The organism is Roseateles sp. UC29_93 (genome assembly GCF_042695725.1).
Classification (GTDB): Bacteria; Pseudomonadota; Gammaproteobacteria; order Burkholderiales; family Burkholderiaceae_C; genus Roseateles; species Roseateles noduli_A.
Genome location: NZ_CP170545.1, coordinates 173,615 through 188,376, shown reverse-complemented (window position 1 = coordinate 188,376; position 14,762 = coordinate 173,615). Strand labels below are relative to the sequence as shown.

12 protein-coding genes, 1 tRNA gene and 4 pseudogenes are annotated in these 14,762 nt (G+C 69.0%); 10 read left to right on the top strand and 7 right to left on the bottom strand.

Annotation, left to right across the window (positions count from 1 at the left end):
- Positions 1-28 precede the first annotated feature (28 nt).
- The 8 genes and pseudogenes from hisI to tatC all read left to right on the top strand — a co-directional run bounded on the left by hisI (position 29) and on the right by tatC (position 3,397).
- On the top strand, positions 29-421 hold the full coding sequence (gene hisI / locus ACFJIX_RS00820; protein ID WP_377157018.1) for a phosphoribosyl-AMP cyclohydrolase: 393 nt from the start codon (positions 29-31) through the stop codon (positions 419-421).
- 83 nt (positions 422-504) lie between these two features.
- Complete coding sequence (locus tag ACFJIX_RS00815; RefSeq protein WP_377161519.1) at positions 505-870, top strand: phosphoribosyl-ATP diphosphatase; 366 nt, start codon at positions 505-507, stop codon at positions 868-870.
- A 10-nt stretch (positions 871-880) separates the two neighbouring features.
- Complete coding sequence (locus ACFJIX_RS00810; RefSeq protein ID WP_377157015.1) at positions 881-1,282, top strand: DUF4870 family protein; 402 nt, start codon at positions 881-883, stop codon at positions 1,280-1,282.
- Positions 1,283-1,334: 52 nt separating this feature from the next.
- A complete protein-coding gene (locus ACFJIX_RS00805) occupies positions 1,335-1,682 on the top strand; it encodes a histidine triad nucleotide-binding protein (protein WP_377157012.1) in 348 nt (115 codons plus the stop codon).
- A gap of 193 nt (positions 1,683-1,875) precedes the next feature.
- Positions 1,876-2,106 carry a Sec-independent protein translocase subunit TatA gene (gene tatA, locus ACFJIX_RS00800; protein ID WP_377157010.1) on the top strand — a complete coding sequence of 77 codons (231 nt, stop codon included), beginning with the start codon at positions 1,876-1,878 and terminating at the stop codon, positions 2,104-2,106.
- Positions 2,107-2,117: 11 nt separating this feature from the next.
- A pseudogene (gene tatB / locus ACFJIX_RS00795) lies at positions 2,118-2,310 on the top strand (Sec-independent protein translocase protein TatB); the annotation flags it as partial.
- A 143-nt stretch (positions 2,311-2,453) separates the two neighbouring features.
- Positions 2,454-2,603: pseudogene (gene tatB, locus ACFJIX_RS00790) on the top strand (twin-arginine translocase subunit TatB); the annotation flags it as partial.
- Positions 2,600-3,397 carry a twin-arginine translocase subunit TatC gene (gene tatC / locus ACFJIX_RS00785; protein ID WP_377157009.1) on the top strand — a complete coding sequence of 266 codons (798 nt, stop codon included), beginning with the start codon at positions 2,600-2,602 and terminating at the stop codon, positions 3,395-3,397. The pseudogene tatB (ACFJIX_RS00790) and the gene tatC, both read left to right, overlap by 4 nt.
- Before the next feature lie 66 nt (positions 3,398-3,463).
- Here the strand turns inward: tatC and ACFJIX_RS00780 are convergent, their stop codons facing one another.
- Positions 3,464-4,909, bottom strand: coding sequence for a S41 family peptidase (locus ACFJIX_RS00780; protein ID WP_377157007.1), 1,446 nt, complete (start codon positions 4,907-4,909; stop codon positions 3,464-3,466).
- 349 nt (positions 4,910-5,258) lie between these two features.
- Here ACFJIX_RS00780 and ACFJIX_RS00775 point away from each other — a divergent pair, with 349 nt between their 5' ends.
- On the top strand, positions 5,259-5,600 hold the full coding sequence (locus ACFJIX_RS00775) for a cupin domain-containing protein (protein ID WP_377157006.1): 342 nt from the start codon (positions 5,259-5,261) through the stop codon (positions 5,598-5,600).
- Positions 5,601-5,645: 45 nt separating this feature from the next.
- Here ACFJIX_RS00775 and ACFJIX_RS00770 read toward each other — a convergent pair.
- From ACFJIX_RS00770 to ACFJIX_RS00745, 6 genes and pseudogenes are all read right to left on the bottom strand, one after another.
- Positions 5,646-5,720 (bottom strand) — tRNA-Arg (locus ACFJIX_RS00770).
- Between the two features lie 159 nt (positions 5,721-5,879).
- On the bottom strand, positions 5,880-6,260 hold the full coding sequence (locus tag ACFJIX_RS00765; protein WP_377161517.1) for a translocation/assembly module TamB domain-containing protein: 381 nt from the start codon (positions 6,258-6,260) through the stop codon (positions 5,880-5,882).
- Between the two features lie 46 nt (positions 6,261-6,306).
- A pseudogene (locus ACFJIX_RS00760) lies at positions 6,307-6,942 on the bottom strand (translocation/assembly module TamB domain-containing protein); the annotation flags it as partial.
- Positions 6,943-10,135: 3,193 nt separating this feature from the next.
- Positions 10,136-10,318, bottom strand: coding sequence for a BamA/TamA family outer membrane protein (locus ACFJIX_RS00755; protein ID WP_377161515.1), 183 nt, complete (start codon positions 10,316-10,318; stop codon positions 10,136-10,138).
- A 67-nt stretch (positions 10,319-10,385) separates the two neighbouring features.
- Positions 10,386-11,402, bottom strand: a pseudogene (locus ACFJIX_RS00750) (autotransporter assembly complex family protein); the annotation flags it as partial.
- Between the two features lie 665 nt (positions 11,403-12,067).
- Complete coding sequence (locus tag ACFJIX_RS00745; protein WP_377157005.1) at positions 12,068-13,261, bottom strand: VWA domain-containing protein; 1,194 nt, start codon at positions 13,259-13,261, stop codon at positions 12,068-12,070.
- A gap of 131 nt (positions 13,262-13,392) precedes the next feature.
- Between ACFJIX_RS00745 and ACFJIX_RS00740 the strand changes: the two genes are divergently transcribed.
- A complete protein-coding gene (locus ACFJIX_RS00740) occupies positions 13,393-14,685 on the top strand; it encodes an EAL domain-containing protein (protein WP_377157003.1) in 1,293 nt (430 codons plus the stop codon).
- Positions 14,686-14,762: the final 77 nt, after the last annotated feature.

The following is a 14,762-nucleotide window of genomic DNA, read 5'->3' as shown; positions in this document are numbered from 1 at the left end:
CGCGGCGACCGCGGACTACACTGCCCCGATGGACTGGCTGGATCAGATCAAGTGGGACCGCGACGGGCTGGTGCCCGTCATCGCCCAGGAACAGGGCTCGAACGACATCCTGATGTTCGCGTGGATGAATCGCGAGGCCCTGGCCCGCACCGCCGAGGTCGGCGAGGCGGTCTACTGGAGCCGCTCGCGCCAGCGGCTGTGGCACAAGGGCGAGGAGTCCGGCCACGTGCAGCAGGTCCACGGCATCCGGCTGGACTGCGACAACGACGTCGTGCTGCTGAGCGTCACGCAGCACGGCCACGAACCGGGCATCGCCTGCCACACCGGCCGCCACAGCTGCTTCTTCCAGAAGCTGGAGAACGGCGTGTGGACGGCGGTCGAGCCGGTCCTCAAGGACCCGGCCAGCATCTACAAGGCATGAGCGCCATGGATACGCCTGACCTGACCGCCGCGCCAGACACGCCGTTCCCGCCCGACAGCCCGTCGCCCGCGGTGACCGCACCGCTGACTGCTGCGGCAACGGCTCCGCTGAACGGGACCGATGTCCTGGCGCATCTGGGCGATGTCGTCGCCCAACGCCGCGCCGAGGGCGATCCCGACAAGAGCTACGTCGCCAAGCTGTTCGCCAAGGGTCTGGACCAGATCCTCAAGAAGGTCGGCGAGGAAGCGACCGAGGTCGTGCTCGCGGCCAAGGACGGCGTGCCGGACAAGCTGGTCTACGAGGTCGCCGACCTGTGGTTCCATTCGATCGTCGCGCTGGCGGCCTTCGACCTGCGTCCCGAGCAGGTACTGGCCGAGCTGGCCCGTCGCGAAGGGCTGTCCGGCCTCGAGGAATTCGCCCGTCGAAGCCCCCGTCCGGGGGACGCATGAAGGAGAACGCATGACCCAAACGTTCGAACCGCAGCCGCCCGACGTCGTCCTCGACCCGCAGCGCGAAGCAGGCCTGCGCACCGTCGGGATCATCAGCTACGCGCTGCATGCCGTCGTCGCGATCGGCGCGCTGCTGCCCGGCGTGCAGGCCAGCATCGTGCTGCTGATCGTCGCGGTGATCGTCGACCTGGTGAAGCGCGACGAGGCCGCCGGCACCTGGCAGGCCACCCACTTCTCCTGGCGGCTGCGCAGCGTGCTGTGGTGCGGCATCCTGTACGTCGTCACGATCCCGCTGTGGTTCCTGTTCATCATCCCGGGCTGGATCGCCTGGTGCCTGATCTCGATCTGGTTCCTCTACCGCATCGTGCGCGGCTGGCTGGCCATGAATGACCGCCGGCCCATGCCGATCTGACAACCGTTCACCGTTTCGACCGCTTTTCGACCGCTTCCGACCGCCGCCGACCATGAGCCACGACCCCAACTGCATCTTCTGCAAGATCGTCCAGGGCCAGATTCCCGCGAAGAAGGTCTACGAGGACGACGACCTGATCGGCTTCCACGACATCCATCCGTGGGCGCCGGTGCATTTCCTGCTGATTCCCAAGCAGCACATCGCCAGCATGGTCGACCTGCAACCCGAGCACGCGCCGCTGCTCGGCAAGATGTCCGTGCTGGTGCCGACGTTGATGAAGGAACTCGGCGTCACGAATGGTTTCCGGACCGTCATCAACACCGGATCGGATGGTGGCCAGGAGGTGTTCCACCTCCACATGCACGCCATCGGCGGTCCGCGTCCCTGGTTGAAAGGCTGAGCGCCGGCCTCATTTACAGGCCGCCGCTGCAGCAATCCGCAGCGCAACCGTGGCGAACAGCGACGTTCGCTGTTCGCTCAGCGGGTAGCACGAGGTCCATAAGCCGCTGATGCGGCCATGGGCGGGCATTGATCGCCGACATGCCTGTCATGCGCGCACCGTAGAATTTCGGCTTCCGACTCTGGAGATTGTCATGGGTGGTTTGAGTATTTGGCACTGGCTGATCGTGCTGGTCGTCGTGATCGCCGTCTTCGGCACCAAGAAGCTGCGCAACGTGGGCGGCGACCTGGGTGCTGCCGTCAAGGGCTTCAAGGACGGCATGAAGGACGGCACCTCGTCCGAGACGCCGCCGCAGCAGGTGGCCAACGCCAACAAGGCGGCTGATCCGAACACCGTCGACGTCGACGCCAAGACGCGCTCCTGAGCGCGGCCCGCATGGTCGATTTCGGCTTTGACAAGCTGGTGCTGATCGGCGCCGTGGCGCTGGTCGTGCTCGGCCCTGAGCGCCTGCCGCGCGTTGCCCGCACCGTGGGCACGCTGCTGGGCAAGGCGCAGCGTTACGTGTCCGACGTGAAGGCGGAGGTGAACCGGTCCATCGAACTGGAGGAACTCCAGAAGATGAAGGGCCAGTTCCAGACCGCCGTCAACGACGTGCAGTCCAGCGTGCAGGAGCAGATGGACGCCGCCAACCAGTCGCTGCAGTCCACCTGGTCCGACCTGTCCGTGGACGGGACGAACGCGGACGGCACGATCGGTGGCTACGGCGGGCAGGTCCCTGTCTACGCGCATCCGAAGAAGAACTGGCGCCTCAAGCGCGGCGCCACGCCGGTCTGGTACAAGCAGCGGCAGGGCGTGCGTCGCCACGCCCAATCCGGCGCGGCCCGCGTGGCGCGCTTCCGTCCCTCCCGCCGAGCCCCATGAGCAGCCCCCAAGAAGACGAACTGGCCGGCACCGAACAGCCTTTTGTGTCCCACCTGATGGAGCTGCGCGACCGGTTGATCCGGGCGCTGGTGGCGGTCGCCATCGCTTTCGGGGTGCTGTGCGCCTGGCCCGGTCCGGGCGGTCTGTTCGACCTGCTCGCGGTGCCGCTGGTCTCGCACCTGCCGCAGGGCAGCTCCATGATCGCGACGAACGTGCTGTCGCCGTTCCTCGTGCCCTTGAAGATCACCTTGCTGGCGGCCTTCCTGGTGGCCTTGCCGGTGGTGCTGTACCAGGTCTGGGCCTTCGTCGCGCCGGGCTTGTACTCCCACGAGAAGCGCCTGGTGATGCCGCTGGTGGTGTCGAGCACGCTGCTGTTCTTCGCGGGCGTGGCGTTCTGCTACTTCTTCGTGTTCGGCAAGGTCTTCACCTTCATCCAGAGCTTCGCGCCCAAGAGCATCACTGCGGCGCCGGACATCGAGGCCTACCTGGGCTTCGTGATGAACATGTTCATCGCCTTCGGGGCCGCGTTCGAGGTGCCGGTGGTGGTGGTGGTGCTGGCGCGCATGGGCATCGTCACGGTGCCGCAGCTCAAGCAGTTCCGCGGCTACTTCATCGTGCTGGCCTTCGTCATCGCGGCGGTGATCACGCCGCCGGACATCGTCTCGCAGCTCGCGCTGGCGATCCCGATGTGCCTGCTCTACGAAGTCGGCCTCTGGGCCGCCAACGCCTTCGCCCGCTACTCGAAGGCCCCGGACGCCGAAGCGGAAGAAAGCAACGGCACCTCGCCGAGTTGATCGGTACCCACCAAGCAAAACGCCCGATGCAAGCATCGGGCGTTTGTCTTTGGGGCTGGGGAAGACTTATTCGGTCTTCGCTTCCGCCTTGCGTTCCTGCGCGACCTTGGAGACCGCGACCGGCTTGCCTTGCAGCTGGTTCAGCGCCTGGCGCAGCGGGAAGTCTTCCGCGCTGCCGAACTCGGGCAGCGGCTTCGGTGCTTCGGCGCGCTTGGCGTAGTCGGCTTCCAGCTTCTGGCGACGTTCCTCGCGGATCTTCTCCAGTTCCTTGGAGCGCGACTCTTCCGTCTTCTCGTCCGAGCCGTGGAGGTGCTTCTCGAGGTCGGCCTCGCGCATGCGCAGCTCGGCGAAGACGTTGCCCTCGGCGGTCTCGTCCAGCGGGATGTCCGGCACGATGCCCTTGGCCTGGATCGAGCGGCCGCTCGGCGTGTAGTAGCGCGCGGTGGTCAGCTTGACCGCCGTGTCCGGGCCCAACTGGCGCACGGTCTGCACCGAGCCCTTGCCGAAGGTCTGCAGGCCCATCACGGTCGCCCGCTTGTGGTCCTGCAGCGCGCCGGCGACGATCTCGCTGGCCGAGGCGGAACCTTCGTTCACCAGCACCACCATCGGCACGTTCTTGATCGCGTCCGGCAGGCGGCGCAGCGGATCGCCCGAGCCGCGGCGGGCGTAGAAGTCCGGATCGGCACGGTAGCTGGCCTTCGACTCGGCGAGCTGACCATTGGTCGACACGACCTCGACGCCCTTGGGCAGGAAGGCCGCGGAGATCGCGACCGCGCCCTCGAGCAGGCCGCCCGGGTCATTGCGCAGGTCCAGCACGACGCCCTTGATCTTGGGGTCCTGCTTGTAGAGCTCGGCCAGCTTCTGGCTGAAGTCCTCGACGGTGCGGTCCTGGAACTGGCTCACGCGGATCCAGGCGTAGCCCGGTTCGACCAGCTTGGCGCGCACGCTCTGCACGCGGATTTCCTCGCGGCTGATCGTGACGGGGAAGGTGCGGCTTTCCGACTTGCGGTAGATCGACAGCGTGACCTTGGTGGCCGGTTCGCCGCGCATCTTCTTGACCGCTTGATCGAGCGTGAGGCCGCGCACGGCCGTGTCGTCGATCTTGCTGATCAGGTCGCCGCTCTTGAGGCCGGCGCGGAAGGCGGGGCTGCCTTCGATCGGCGAGACGATCTTGACCAGGCCGTCTTCCATGCCGATCTCGATGCCGACGCCGACGAACTTGCCGGACGTGCTCTCGCGGAATTCCTTGAAGCTCTTCTTGTCGAAGAACTGGGAGTGGGGGTCCAGGCCGCTGACCATGCCGGAGATGGCGTCGTTGATCAGCTTCTTCTCGTCGACGGACTCGACGTAGTCGGACTTCACGATCCCGAAGACGGCGGCGAGCTGCTGCAGTTCCTCGAGCGGAAGGGGGCTGGTGGTGCTGCGGGCATTGGCCTGCAGCTGCATCGTCGTCATGACACCGGCCATCGCACCCAATGCGACCCAGCCCGCGACTTTCAGTTTGGCGCCCATGATGAAAAACCTTGAATCAGTACAGCCTGGCTGCTTGGCGCCGCATGGTCCGTCCCCGTTGTGCGGGACGGAACAAAGGCGTTCCCAGTATATGCGTGAGGCAAAAAAGCGGCCCGGCATGAAAAGCCGGTTTACCCCGCATTTACGCGTATCGCGAGCATCTTGCGCGCATTCCGGGCGCGGTGTGGAAACGGTGGGTACGCGGTGGGTGAACGCGGGGAATGACTTCCGGCAGGGTGTCGGCCGCCTCGGGGATGCGAACGGGCACGGACGGTGCCATGATCGATGCAACGCCAGCCGCGGTGCGACCTCGACGCGCCGCAGTCGCCCGCCCACCAGGAGGAGTTCCATGGCCTTGCCGCATGCCGCCCCCGCCCAGCCGATCGATGTCGCGCCGCTGGGTGCCGCGCTGACCGCGACACCGTCTTCCGCACTGTTCAAGTCGGAGGGCCTGGAGGTGATGCGTGTCGTCCTGCCCAAGGGCAAGTCGCTGCCGTCGCACAAGGTCGACGGCGAGATCACGCTGCATTGCCTGGAAGGCGAACTCGAGCTGATCGTCCAGCGCGACGGCGCGGAGCAGCGCCAGCCCTTGCGCGCGGGGCAGCTGTGCTATCTCGAAGGGGGCGTGGTGCACACGGTGACCGGCGTGGTGGACGCGTCGGCGCTGGTGACGATCGTGCTGAAGCGCTAGTGCCGCAGGAGCGCGGCGGAAGGCGTCGGGACCGACGCCAGGCGTTGGTCCCTCCGACAGGAATCGAACCTGTATTTGCCGCTTAGGAGGCGGCCGTTCTATCCATTGAACTACGGAGAGCCCGCGTGAACCGGCCCCGGTGGGGCCCTGTCCGCGAAAGCGGCGGATTCTCGCATGAAGCCGCGCGCCTCAGTGGGCCAGCCCGGGCTGGCGTGCAGGCGACCACGCCCGCTGCCGTTCCGACTGCCATGCCCATGCCATGCGCTTGCTATCGGACCGCTACTCCCACTTCCACTGCCAGATCACGTCCAGGCCCTGCTGGTACTCGTTGGCCTGCGCCCGCAGCGTGAAGCGCTGAGCGAGCTTGTAGATCACCTGCCAGGACCCCGTGGTGGCGTTCAGCCCGCGCTCGTAGGCGACGAAGACGTTGCGGCTGACCTGCTTGCCCAGCCGCACCACGGTGCCGCGCGCATCGTCGCCTTCGCCGCTGAAGGACAGCTCGTCCAGACCGATGTTGTGGATCAGCTTGTCGCTGGCGCTCTCGCCGTCGCCGCTGATCAGCGCCATCGCGGCGCGTTGCATCAGCGCGGTGTCGCTGCGGCCCAGGTTGTCCGGCGAGCGTCCCAGCACCAGCCACGAGAGCTTGTTGGTCTCGCTCATGTCGGGCTCGGAATAGAGCTTGATCCGCGGGGCTGCTGGCCGTGCCGGTGACCGTCACGCCGACGCGCACCGCTTCGTTCTCCATGTCGGGCCGGATCGCGAGCACGTCCAGCCGCGGGTTGTCCAGCGGCCCGACGAAGCTGAAGATGCCGCGCTCGACGACCAGCTTCTGGCCGTAGGCGTTGAAGGTGCCGCCTTCGCTGCGGACCTCGCCGGTCATCTCCGGCCGCGGCTGACCGTCCTGCGCGAGGTGCAGCAGGCCGCGCAGCTTCGTGTCGATGCCGTAGCCCTTGAGCTGCAGGCGCCGTCCGAGGTCCAGGTCCAGGTCGAGCTTGAGCCGCATCGGCTTGCCGCTGCCGTCGACGGCCTTGGGCGGCGCGTTCTGGCGCACGACCTGTACGTCGTTGTCGAGCTGCGGCGCATCGCCGCGCGAGAAGTCGAACAGCCCCTCGGCGACGACGAACTGTCCCTTCAGGTCCAGCAGCTGCGCGCTGGCCTTGAGCTGCGCGGCGCCGGTGGCGACGATGCGCCGGTCCACGCGCTGCAGCAGCGCGAAGGTGTCCGCCTTCAGCGACAGCTCCGCGCTGGGCTGCGCGCCGAAGCGCAGCGTGCCGTCCATGTTGACCGTGCCGTTGCCGGCGCGCGCGGTGAACTTCTCGAGCCTGGCTTCTCGGCCGCTCATCGTCAGCGCGAGCTCGCCCTGCTGCATGTCCACGCCCATCAGCGGATTGCGTAGCGACAGCTTCTGCGCGCCGGCCTGGCCGCGGACTTCCGGCGCGCCCAGCGTGCCGCCGAAGTTCAGCGTCGCGGCCAGGCTGCCGCCCAGGCGCCAGCCCGCCGGCAGCCACGGGCCCCAGTTGCCCATGTTGTCGACCTTGGCCTCGATGCCGCCTTCGAGCTTGGCGCCCGGCGTCGGCAGCGCGTGCGCATTGGCGGTCCGGAATGTCACCGCGCCGCCGATAGCGCCCATGTTCTCGCCGGCCACGCCCTGCACCAGATGCCACACGCCCTGGTCCGCGATCACGCCCAGCCGCAGGTCGGTGAGCGCGAGCCGCTGCGTGCTGACTTCGTCGGTGACCGTCAGGTCGCCCTTGGTGCGCTCGAGCATCGCGTCCACCGTCAGGCCGCGCGCGTCGCGCCGCGACTTGAACCGGCCTTCGATCTGCAGGTCGCCGCCCCAGCCGAAGTCGGGCTGCAGCTTGCTCAGCACCGGTGCGGCGGCCAGTGGCTCCATCACCGCCTGGACGTCCCACTCGCCCGAGGGCAGGTTGGGCTGGTTGGCGCTCTGCCACATCATGCGATCCCAGCGCAGGCCGGCGCCGAGCAGCTCCATCCGCCCCGGCGCGAGCGTCGCCTGGCGCGGATCGAGTCCCGGGTCCAGCCGCAGCGCGAGCGCCAGCGGTCCGGCCTTCAGCAGCGGCGTGGCCTGCTGGCTGGCTTCCAGCGCGAGCGTCAGCCCGCGCGCGTTCCACACCGCGCCCTGGCGCCAGGCCTGCAGCGGATCGGCTTCCAGCGCGCCGTCCAGCGCGATCCGCGCGCGCGCGCCCTGCGGGTCCAGCGGCACCGTCTGCGCGAGGGCGGAGCCGTTCGCGCTCGCCGCCTGTGCCCGCGCGACCACCTTGGTCGGCGCCGGTTGCGTCAGCACCGGCGGCAGCGGCACCTGGCCCTGCGTCGTCAGCGTCAGGCGGTGCTGCGCCCAACTGCCGGAGAGGTCCAGCTGCAGCTCGTCGAGTCGCATGCTCTGCTGCGGCAGCCGCAGGTTGCGGAGCTGCGTGGTCCACGCGAGCTTCGCGTCCTTGAGGCTGGACAGCGTCCATTGGCCTGAGGCGTTGTCCAGCTGCAGCGCCGGCCGGCTGCCGGAGTTGGCCGGCAGGCCCGGCACGCCGGAGAGCCCGAAGCCCTGCAACTGCCACTTGCCGTCGCTGCCGTACTGGGCCTGGCGCGCGCCCGGCTGGATCAGCACGACGGTCGCCTGCGCCTGCGCGCTGCCGACGATCGTCGCCTGCGGGAACTGCGCCCGCAGCATCGGCTGCAGGCTGGCGAGCCTGGGTGCGTTCGCATTGATCGACAGATCGACCTGCTCGCGCCGCGCCGCCGCGTTGATGCGGCTGCGCGCCTGCAGCGTCGCGTCGGCCAGTCGCAGATCGGCCAGCAGGTCCGGCGCGGCGGTCCCGTTGCGGCTGTAGCGGACCTGGCCGCTGAGGGGCAGGCCTTGCCACTGGCTGGGTTGCAGGTCGAGATCGGCCTTGCCTTGCGGCCACAGGCTGCCGCGCACCGACTGGAGCGCGGCCTTCAAGCGGCCGTTGATCGCCTGCGGCGCGGCGCCGGCGGGCAGCGGCTCCGGGCTGAGGCGGCGCGGATCCAGGCCCTGCACGGAGGCTTCCACGCGGGTCTTCCAGCCCGAGGCGAAGTCGAGGGCCTCGTTCAGCGTGAACTCGCCCGCGGCGTTCAGCGTGGCGGCGCCCGAGCGCGCCTGCAGGCGTTGCACGTCGATCGACTGCGTGCGCAGTTCCGCAGCCAGCGTGACCGCGAGCGGCGCCTGCAGCTTGCCTTGGCCGAGTTGCCCGGTGAGGTCGCCTTCGACCTGCAGCGACTGGTCCGCGGAGGCCTTCACCAGGTTGGCCTTGGTGCTGAGCTTGAGCTCACCGCGCGCCTGGACCACCGGCCAACGCGCGTCGATCTGGCGGCTGTCCAGGCCGGTGAGGCGCAGCGTCAGCACGCTGCCGTCGGCCTGGCTGGTCTGACCCACCGCCTGCAGCCGGCCGCCGCCGGTCAGCAGCGCGTCCAGTCGAGGCAGGCGCAGCCGGGTCCAGTTCGACGGATCGAGCAGCAGGTCCAGCTGCAGTTGACGCAGCGGCAGGCGATCCTGGTCGAGCCGGCCGGCGGCGCTGTTGTCCAGGTCCGCCTTGACGCTGAGCGACTTGTCCGCGTTCGGCGTCATCGTGACCTTGCCGCTGAGGCCGGTGCGCGGCACGCCGGCGGTGCCGGGCAGCAGCGCGGCGAGGTCCAGGTCCTTGGCCTGCGTCTCCAGCTGCGCGACGGGGAAGGGCGCGAACGCCTGCAGCCGGGCCTGCACCTGCAGACGCTGCTTCGCCGCCTCGAGCGAGCCCTTCAGCGTCAGGTCCGCGATCGGGCCGTCGAGCTGGAACGGCGCGGTCCACGGCAGCTCGCCGGTCGGCTGGCTCAGCGTCCAGCGGCTGGCGAGCTTCAGGTCGTCCTGCGTCGCGATCCGGGCCTCGCCGGCGAGGGTCAGTTGTTGCCAGCCCAGCGACTTCACGGTCAGCGCATGCTGCCTGCCGCCGTCGGCGCCCAACGCCGCGCTGCCGCGCAGGCCGCGCAGCGGCTGCGCCAGGCCGGGAGCGAAGACCTCGCCGATCTCCAGGTCCGCGATCGTGATCGCGACCGGCGACAGCAGGCTGAGCGGGGGCTTGGCCGGTTCGGTCGACGCGCTCGGCGCGACCTGCACCCGCAGGCGCGCGATGGCCAGCCGGTCCGCCCGGACTTCGCCCCACAGCAGCGGCGAACGGTTCCAGACCAGCCGAACGTTCCGCCATTGCAGTTGCTCAAGGACGATGCGGTCCTCGGTGCCGGGCAGCACGAGCTCGGCGCGGTCGACGTCGAAGTCGCCCAGCAGCCGGCCGCGTGCGTTCTGCAGCGACAGGCCGGGCACCTTCGCCAGCACGTAGGCGGTGCCGCTGTCCGTCTTCAGCGCCCAGGTCAGCGCGAGCAGCGCCAGACCGATCAGTACCGGCACCGCGAGCAGCACCCACAGCAGGTTGCGGCCGCGACGACGGCGGCGTGGAGCCGGGGCGCCGGAAGGCGCCGCGTCCGGAGACGAGGGTGTGGGAAGGTCGTCGCGCGGGTCGCTCATCGGATTACAGGTTGATGCCGACGCTGAAATGCAGGCGCCACTTGTCGACCAGGTTGCCCTTGGCGAAGTCGAAGCGCAGCACGCCGACCGGGCTGCGATAGCGCAGGCCGGTGCCGTAGGCCCAGGCGGGGTGGTAGTCGCCCCAGTTCTGCGCGGCCTGGCCGGCGTCGATGAACACGGCGCCCATCAGCTGCGGGATGCGCGGCGTGAGCGGGTGCGAGACCTCGACGCTGCCGTTCGAGCAGCACGCGGCCGCCGGTCTGCGCGCCGGTGGAGTTCACCGGGCCCAGGTCGTTGTAGCCGTAGCCGCGCACGCTGTCGTCGCCGCCGGTGCGGAAGCGCAGCGCCTCCGGCAGGCCCAGCTTGCCCTTGGCCAGGATCTGGCCGCCTTCGAGTCGTGTCGAGAACAGCCAGCGCCCCGACAGCGGCGAGTACCAGTAGACCTTGCCGGTCGCCCGTGCGAACGGGCCGTTCTTCTCCGCCGAGCTGTCGGCCCAGCCGCCGCCGACCGTGGCGGTGGCGCTCCAGCCCTTGGTCGGCAGCACGCGCGAGTCCAGCCGCCGCCACGTCATCTGCTGGTTCAGCGACACCGCGCCGGCCACCGTCGTCGGAACCGCCGGCTTGTGTTCCCAGGACCGGATGACCTCGACGTAGGTCAGCCGGTCCTCGGGCTCCGTCTCCTTCGCATAACCGAAGCGGGTGCTGAGGTTGAGGTTGACCTGGTCGTTGTCGTCGATGCGCTCGACCTTCACCAGCGCCAGGCTGCGCTGCATGTTGGGTTGCGGATGGGAGCTGATTTCCGTGTCCAGCGCCTGGCGGACGCGGGACAGCTCGAGCTTGCTGCGCTCGCGGATGTTGAGCCCGAAGGGCTTGCGGTGCGTGTATTCGATGTTGGCGCTCGGGCCGTCGACGGTCCGGTAACCGACGCCCAGCGTGACCTGCTGGCGCGCGGCCTCGCGGATCTTCACGGTCACCGGCACCTCGACGGTCTCGGCGCCGGGCGCCGGGGTGACGCTCTCGGGCTGGATCTCGACGCTGGCGCTGTCGAACAGCTGCGTGCCCACCAGCCGCTCCTGGAAGTCGAGCAGCAGCTTCTCGTTGTAGGGCTGGTGCAGCTGGTAGCCCGCCAGCCGGCGCACGCTTTCCTCGGGCTGGTGGTTCAGGCCCTCGACGGTCAGCTCGCCGAGCGTGAACAGCGGCCCGCTCTCCAGCGTGACGGCGATGTCGACCTGGTTGTCGTCGGCCTGCACGACGGCCTCGCTGTGCGTCATCCGGGCCAGCGGATAGCCCTGCGCCCGCGCGCGTGTCAGCAGCGCGTTCTTGGCGGCGGCCCAGTCGCCCTGGCTGAAGCCCGTCTGCGGCGGCAGCAGCCAGCTCTGCGTCAACGTGCGGTCGAGGGCCACCGCGAGCTTGTCGCCGCGCTCGGTGGCGGTCTTCAGCGGGCCCTCGATGCGCAGGTCCATCTGGCGGACCAGCGCGCGCGGGCCGGTGTCGACGATCAGCCGCAGGTTGCGCACGCCGTCGGACAGGTCGCCCACTTCCTCGGTCCGGACCTTGGCGTTGAAGTAGCCGGCGGTCTCCAGCAGCTTGGTGGCCTGCTCGGGCGCGACGGCGGCAAGCCGGCGCAACTCCCCGGCGGTCAGGCGCATGTCCTCGGGCGTGTCGCGGAAGCGCGCCAGGTCCAGGTGCTCCATCAGCAGCGAGCGCAGCTCGGGCGGCGCCTCGACGGTCAGCTCATAGGCCGAGATCTTGCGCGTGCTGGTCACGTAGGGATTGTTGGCATCGGCCTCTTCGGTCGCCGCGACCTTCAGCTGCGCCTTGCGGTCGGTGGGCAGCAGCGAGCAGCCGCCCAGCAGCGCGAGCGCCGCGCCGATCGTGAAGATCGGCAGCGCGCGCCGCAGCCAATGAGTCACCGGAAGCGTCAGGGTCGTCGCCGTCATCGGTTGAGCACGCGCATCGCCTGTTCGAGTCCGCCCATGGTGAGCGGCATCATGCGTTGCTGCATCAACTGCTGGATCAGCGAGATGCTCTGGCGGTATTGCCAGACCCCGGCCGGTTCGGGGTTGATCCAGACGTGCTTGCTGAAATGGGCGGTGAGCCGCTGCAGCCATTCGGCGCCGGCTTCCTCGTTGTTGTACTCGACGCTGCCGCCGGGCTGGAGGATCTCGTAGGGGCTCATCGTGGCGTCGCCGACGAAGATGAGCTTGTAGTCCCGGTTGTACTTGTGGATCAGGTCCCAGGTCGAGGTCTTCTCGCTGAAGCGGCGCCGGTTGTTCTTCCACACGAAGTCGTAGACGCAGTTGTGGAAGTAGAAGAACTCCAGGTGCTTGAACTCGCTCTTGACCGCGGAGAACAGCTCCTCGACACGGTGCACGTGCTCATCCATCGTGCCGCCGACGTCCATCAGCAGCAGCAGCTTCACCTTGTTGTGGCGCTCCGGGATCATGCGGATGTCGAGCATGCCGGCGTTGGCGGCGGTCTTGTGGATGGTGTCGTCGAGGTCGAGCTCCAGCTCCGACCCCTCGCGCGCGAAGCGGCGCAGCCGGCGCAACGCGACCTTGATGTTGCGGGTGCCCAGCTCGATGTTGTCGTCGTAGTCCTTGTAGGCGCGCTGGTCCCAGACCTTGACCGCGCTGCGCTGGCCGCCGGGGCCGCCGATGCGGACGCCGCGCGGATTGACGCCGCCGTTGCCGAAGGGACTGGTGCCGCCGGTGCCGATCCAACGGCTGCCGCCTTCGTGGCGTTCCTGCTGTTCCTCGAGCCGCTGGCGCAGCGTGTCCATCAGCTCGTCCCAGTCCAGCGCCTTCAGCTGCGCGAGCTGTTCGGGCGTCAGCTCGCGTTCGAGCTGTTTCGTCAGCCATTCCTGCGGCAAGGCCTTGAACAGGTCGCCCATCAGCTCGACGCCCTTGAAGTAGGCCGCGAAGGCGCGGTCGAACTTGTCGAACAGCGCCTCGTCCTTGACCAGCGAGGTCCGGGCGAGCGCGTAGAACTTGTCCACCGTGGGGCCGCTGCCGCCGATGTCGGTGTCGTCGAGCACGCCGGCCTTCATGGCCTCGAGCAGGGTCAGGTACTCCTTGACGGAGACGGGCAGCTTGGCGGCGCGCAGCGTGTAGAAGAACTGGATCAGCATGGGCCTCCCCCTGGACTCCGGGGCATCAGGGCATTATCCATGCCGGCCGGCGGGTCCCAGGCGTAGCATCGGCGTCAAACACGGCTCCGCGGTCGCGGAACCGCGCAGCCTCCAACGTTGGGGTCGGGCGAATGGATCACGGGACAGGCAGCGGCGACGACAACGCCGAGGTCGAAGGCATGCTGCAGGCGCTGTACGGCGCCGTCGGCGAGGAGCGCGGCCGTTGGGTCGGCAGCTTCCAGAACTACCGGCTGACCAGCGCGTTCCAGCCGGTCTACAGCTATCCGCACCGCCGGCCGGTCGGCTACGAGGGCCTGATCCGCGTCGAGGACGAGCGCGGCCGTCCCATCACCCCGGTCACCGCCTTCGAGGGCGTCGGCAGCTTCGAGCAGCAGATCTGGCTCGACCGCCTGTGCCGCCTGCTGCACGTGCACAACTTCGTCGCGCAGCGGCAGCCGGACTGCTGGCTGTTCCTGAACATCCATCCGGCCGTCTTCATGCATGCGGCGCTGCAGGTGCGCATGCTGGCGCGCGCGGTCGAGGTCGTGCATCAGCTGGGCCTGCCGACGCATCGCCTGGTCTTCGAGGTCACCGAGGACGTGATGGCGCGCGACGACAGCTTCGAGGAGGCGGTCGAGGCCGCGCGCGCCACCGGCTGCCTGCTGGCGCTGGACGACTTCGGCGTGGGGCACTCGAACTTCGATCGCATCTGGCGGATCCGGCCGGAGATCGTCAAGCTGGACCGTTCGCTGCTGATGCGCTCGCGCGGCTCGCGGCGCATGGCGAGGGTTCTCTCGCAGATGGTGGCGCTGCTGCACGAGTGCGGTTCGCTGGTGCTGCTGGAGGGCATCGAGACCGTCGAGGATGCGCAGCTCGCGATGGATGCGGACGTCGACCTGGTGCAGGGTTTCGCCTTCGGCCATCCGGCGCCGTTCCTGCGCGACGGCGAGGGCGTGTCCGCGCTGGAGGATGTCTGGCGCCTGTTCAACGAGCGCCAGGCGCAACTGCGGCGTGATCACCTGGACCGGCTGACGCCGTTCCGCACGGCGCTGGCGCTGGCGCTGCAGACGATGCAGCAGGGGCGTCCGCTGGTTGAGGCCTGCCAGCCCTTCCTCAAGCTGGACGGGGCGCAGATGTGCTACCTGCTGGACGACGACGGCCGGGAGATCGGTGCGCGCGCGGTGCCCGCCTCGGGCCCGGCGGAGATCGATCCACGTTTCCTGCCGATGGAGCGTGCGGGTGATGCCCGCTGGGCGCGCCGACCCTATTTCCGCCGCGCGGTCGAGACGGTCGGCGAGATCCAGACCACGCGCCCCTACCTGAGCCTGCACGGCGCCAGGATGTGCGTGACCGTATCCGTCGCCTACTGGCAGGATGGCCGCCTGCGCGTCCTCTGCGGCGACCTCGACTGGGACGAGGTGTAGCCAGCACCTCGCACACCCAGGCCCGCAGTCAACGGGCGATGCTGGGGCCGGAATGGTGCTGGGGGTTCCCGGAGGGA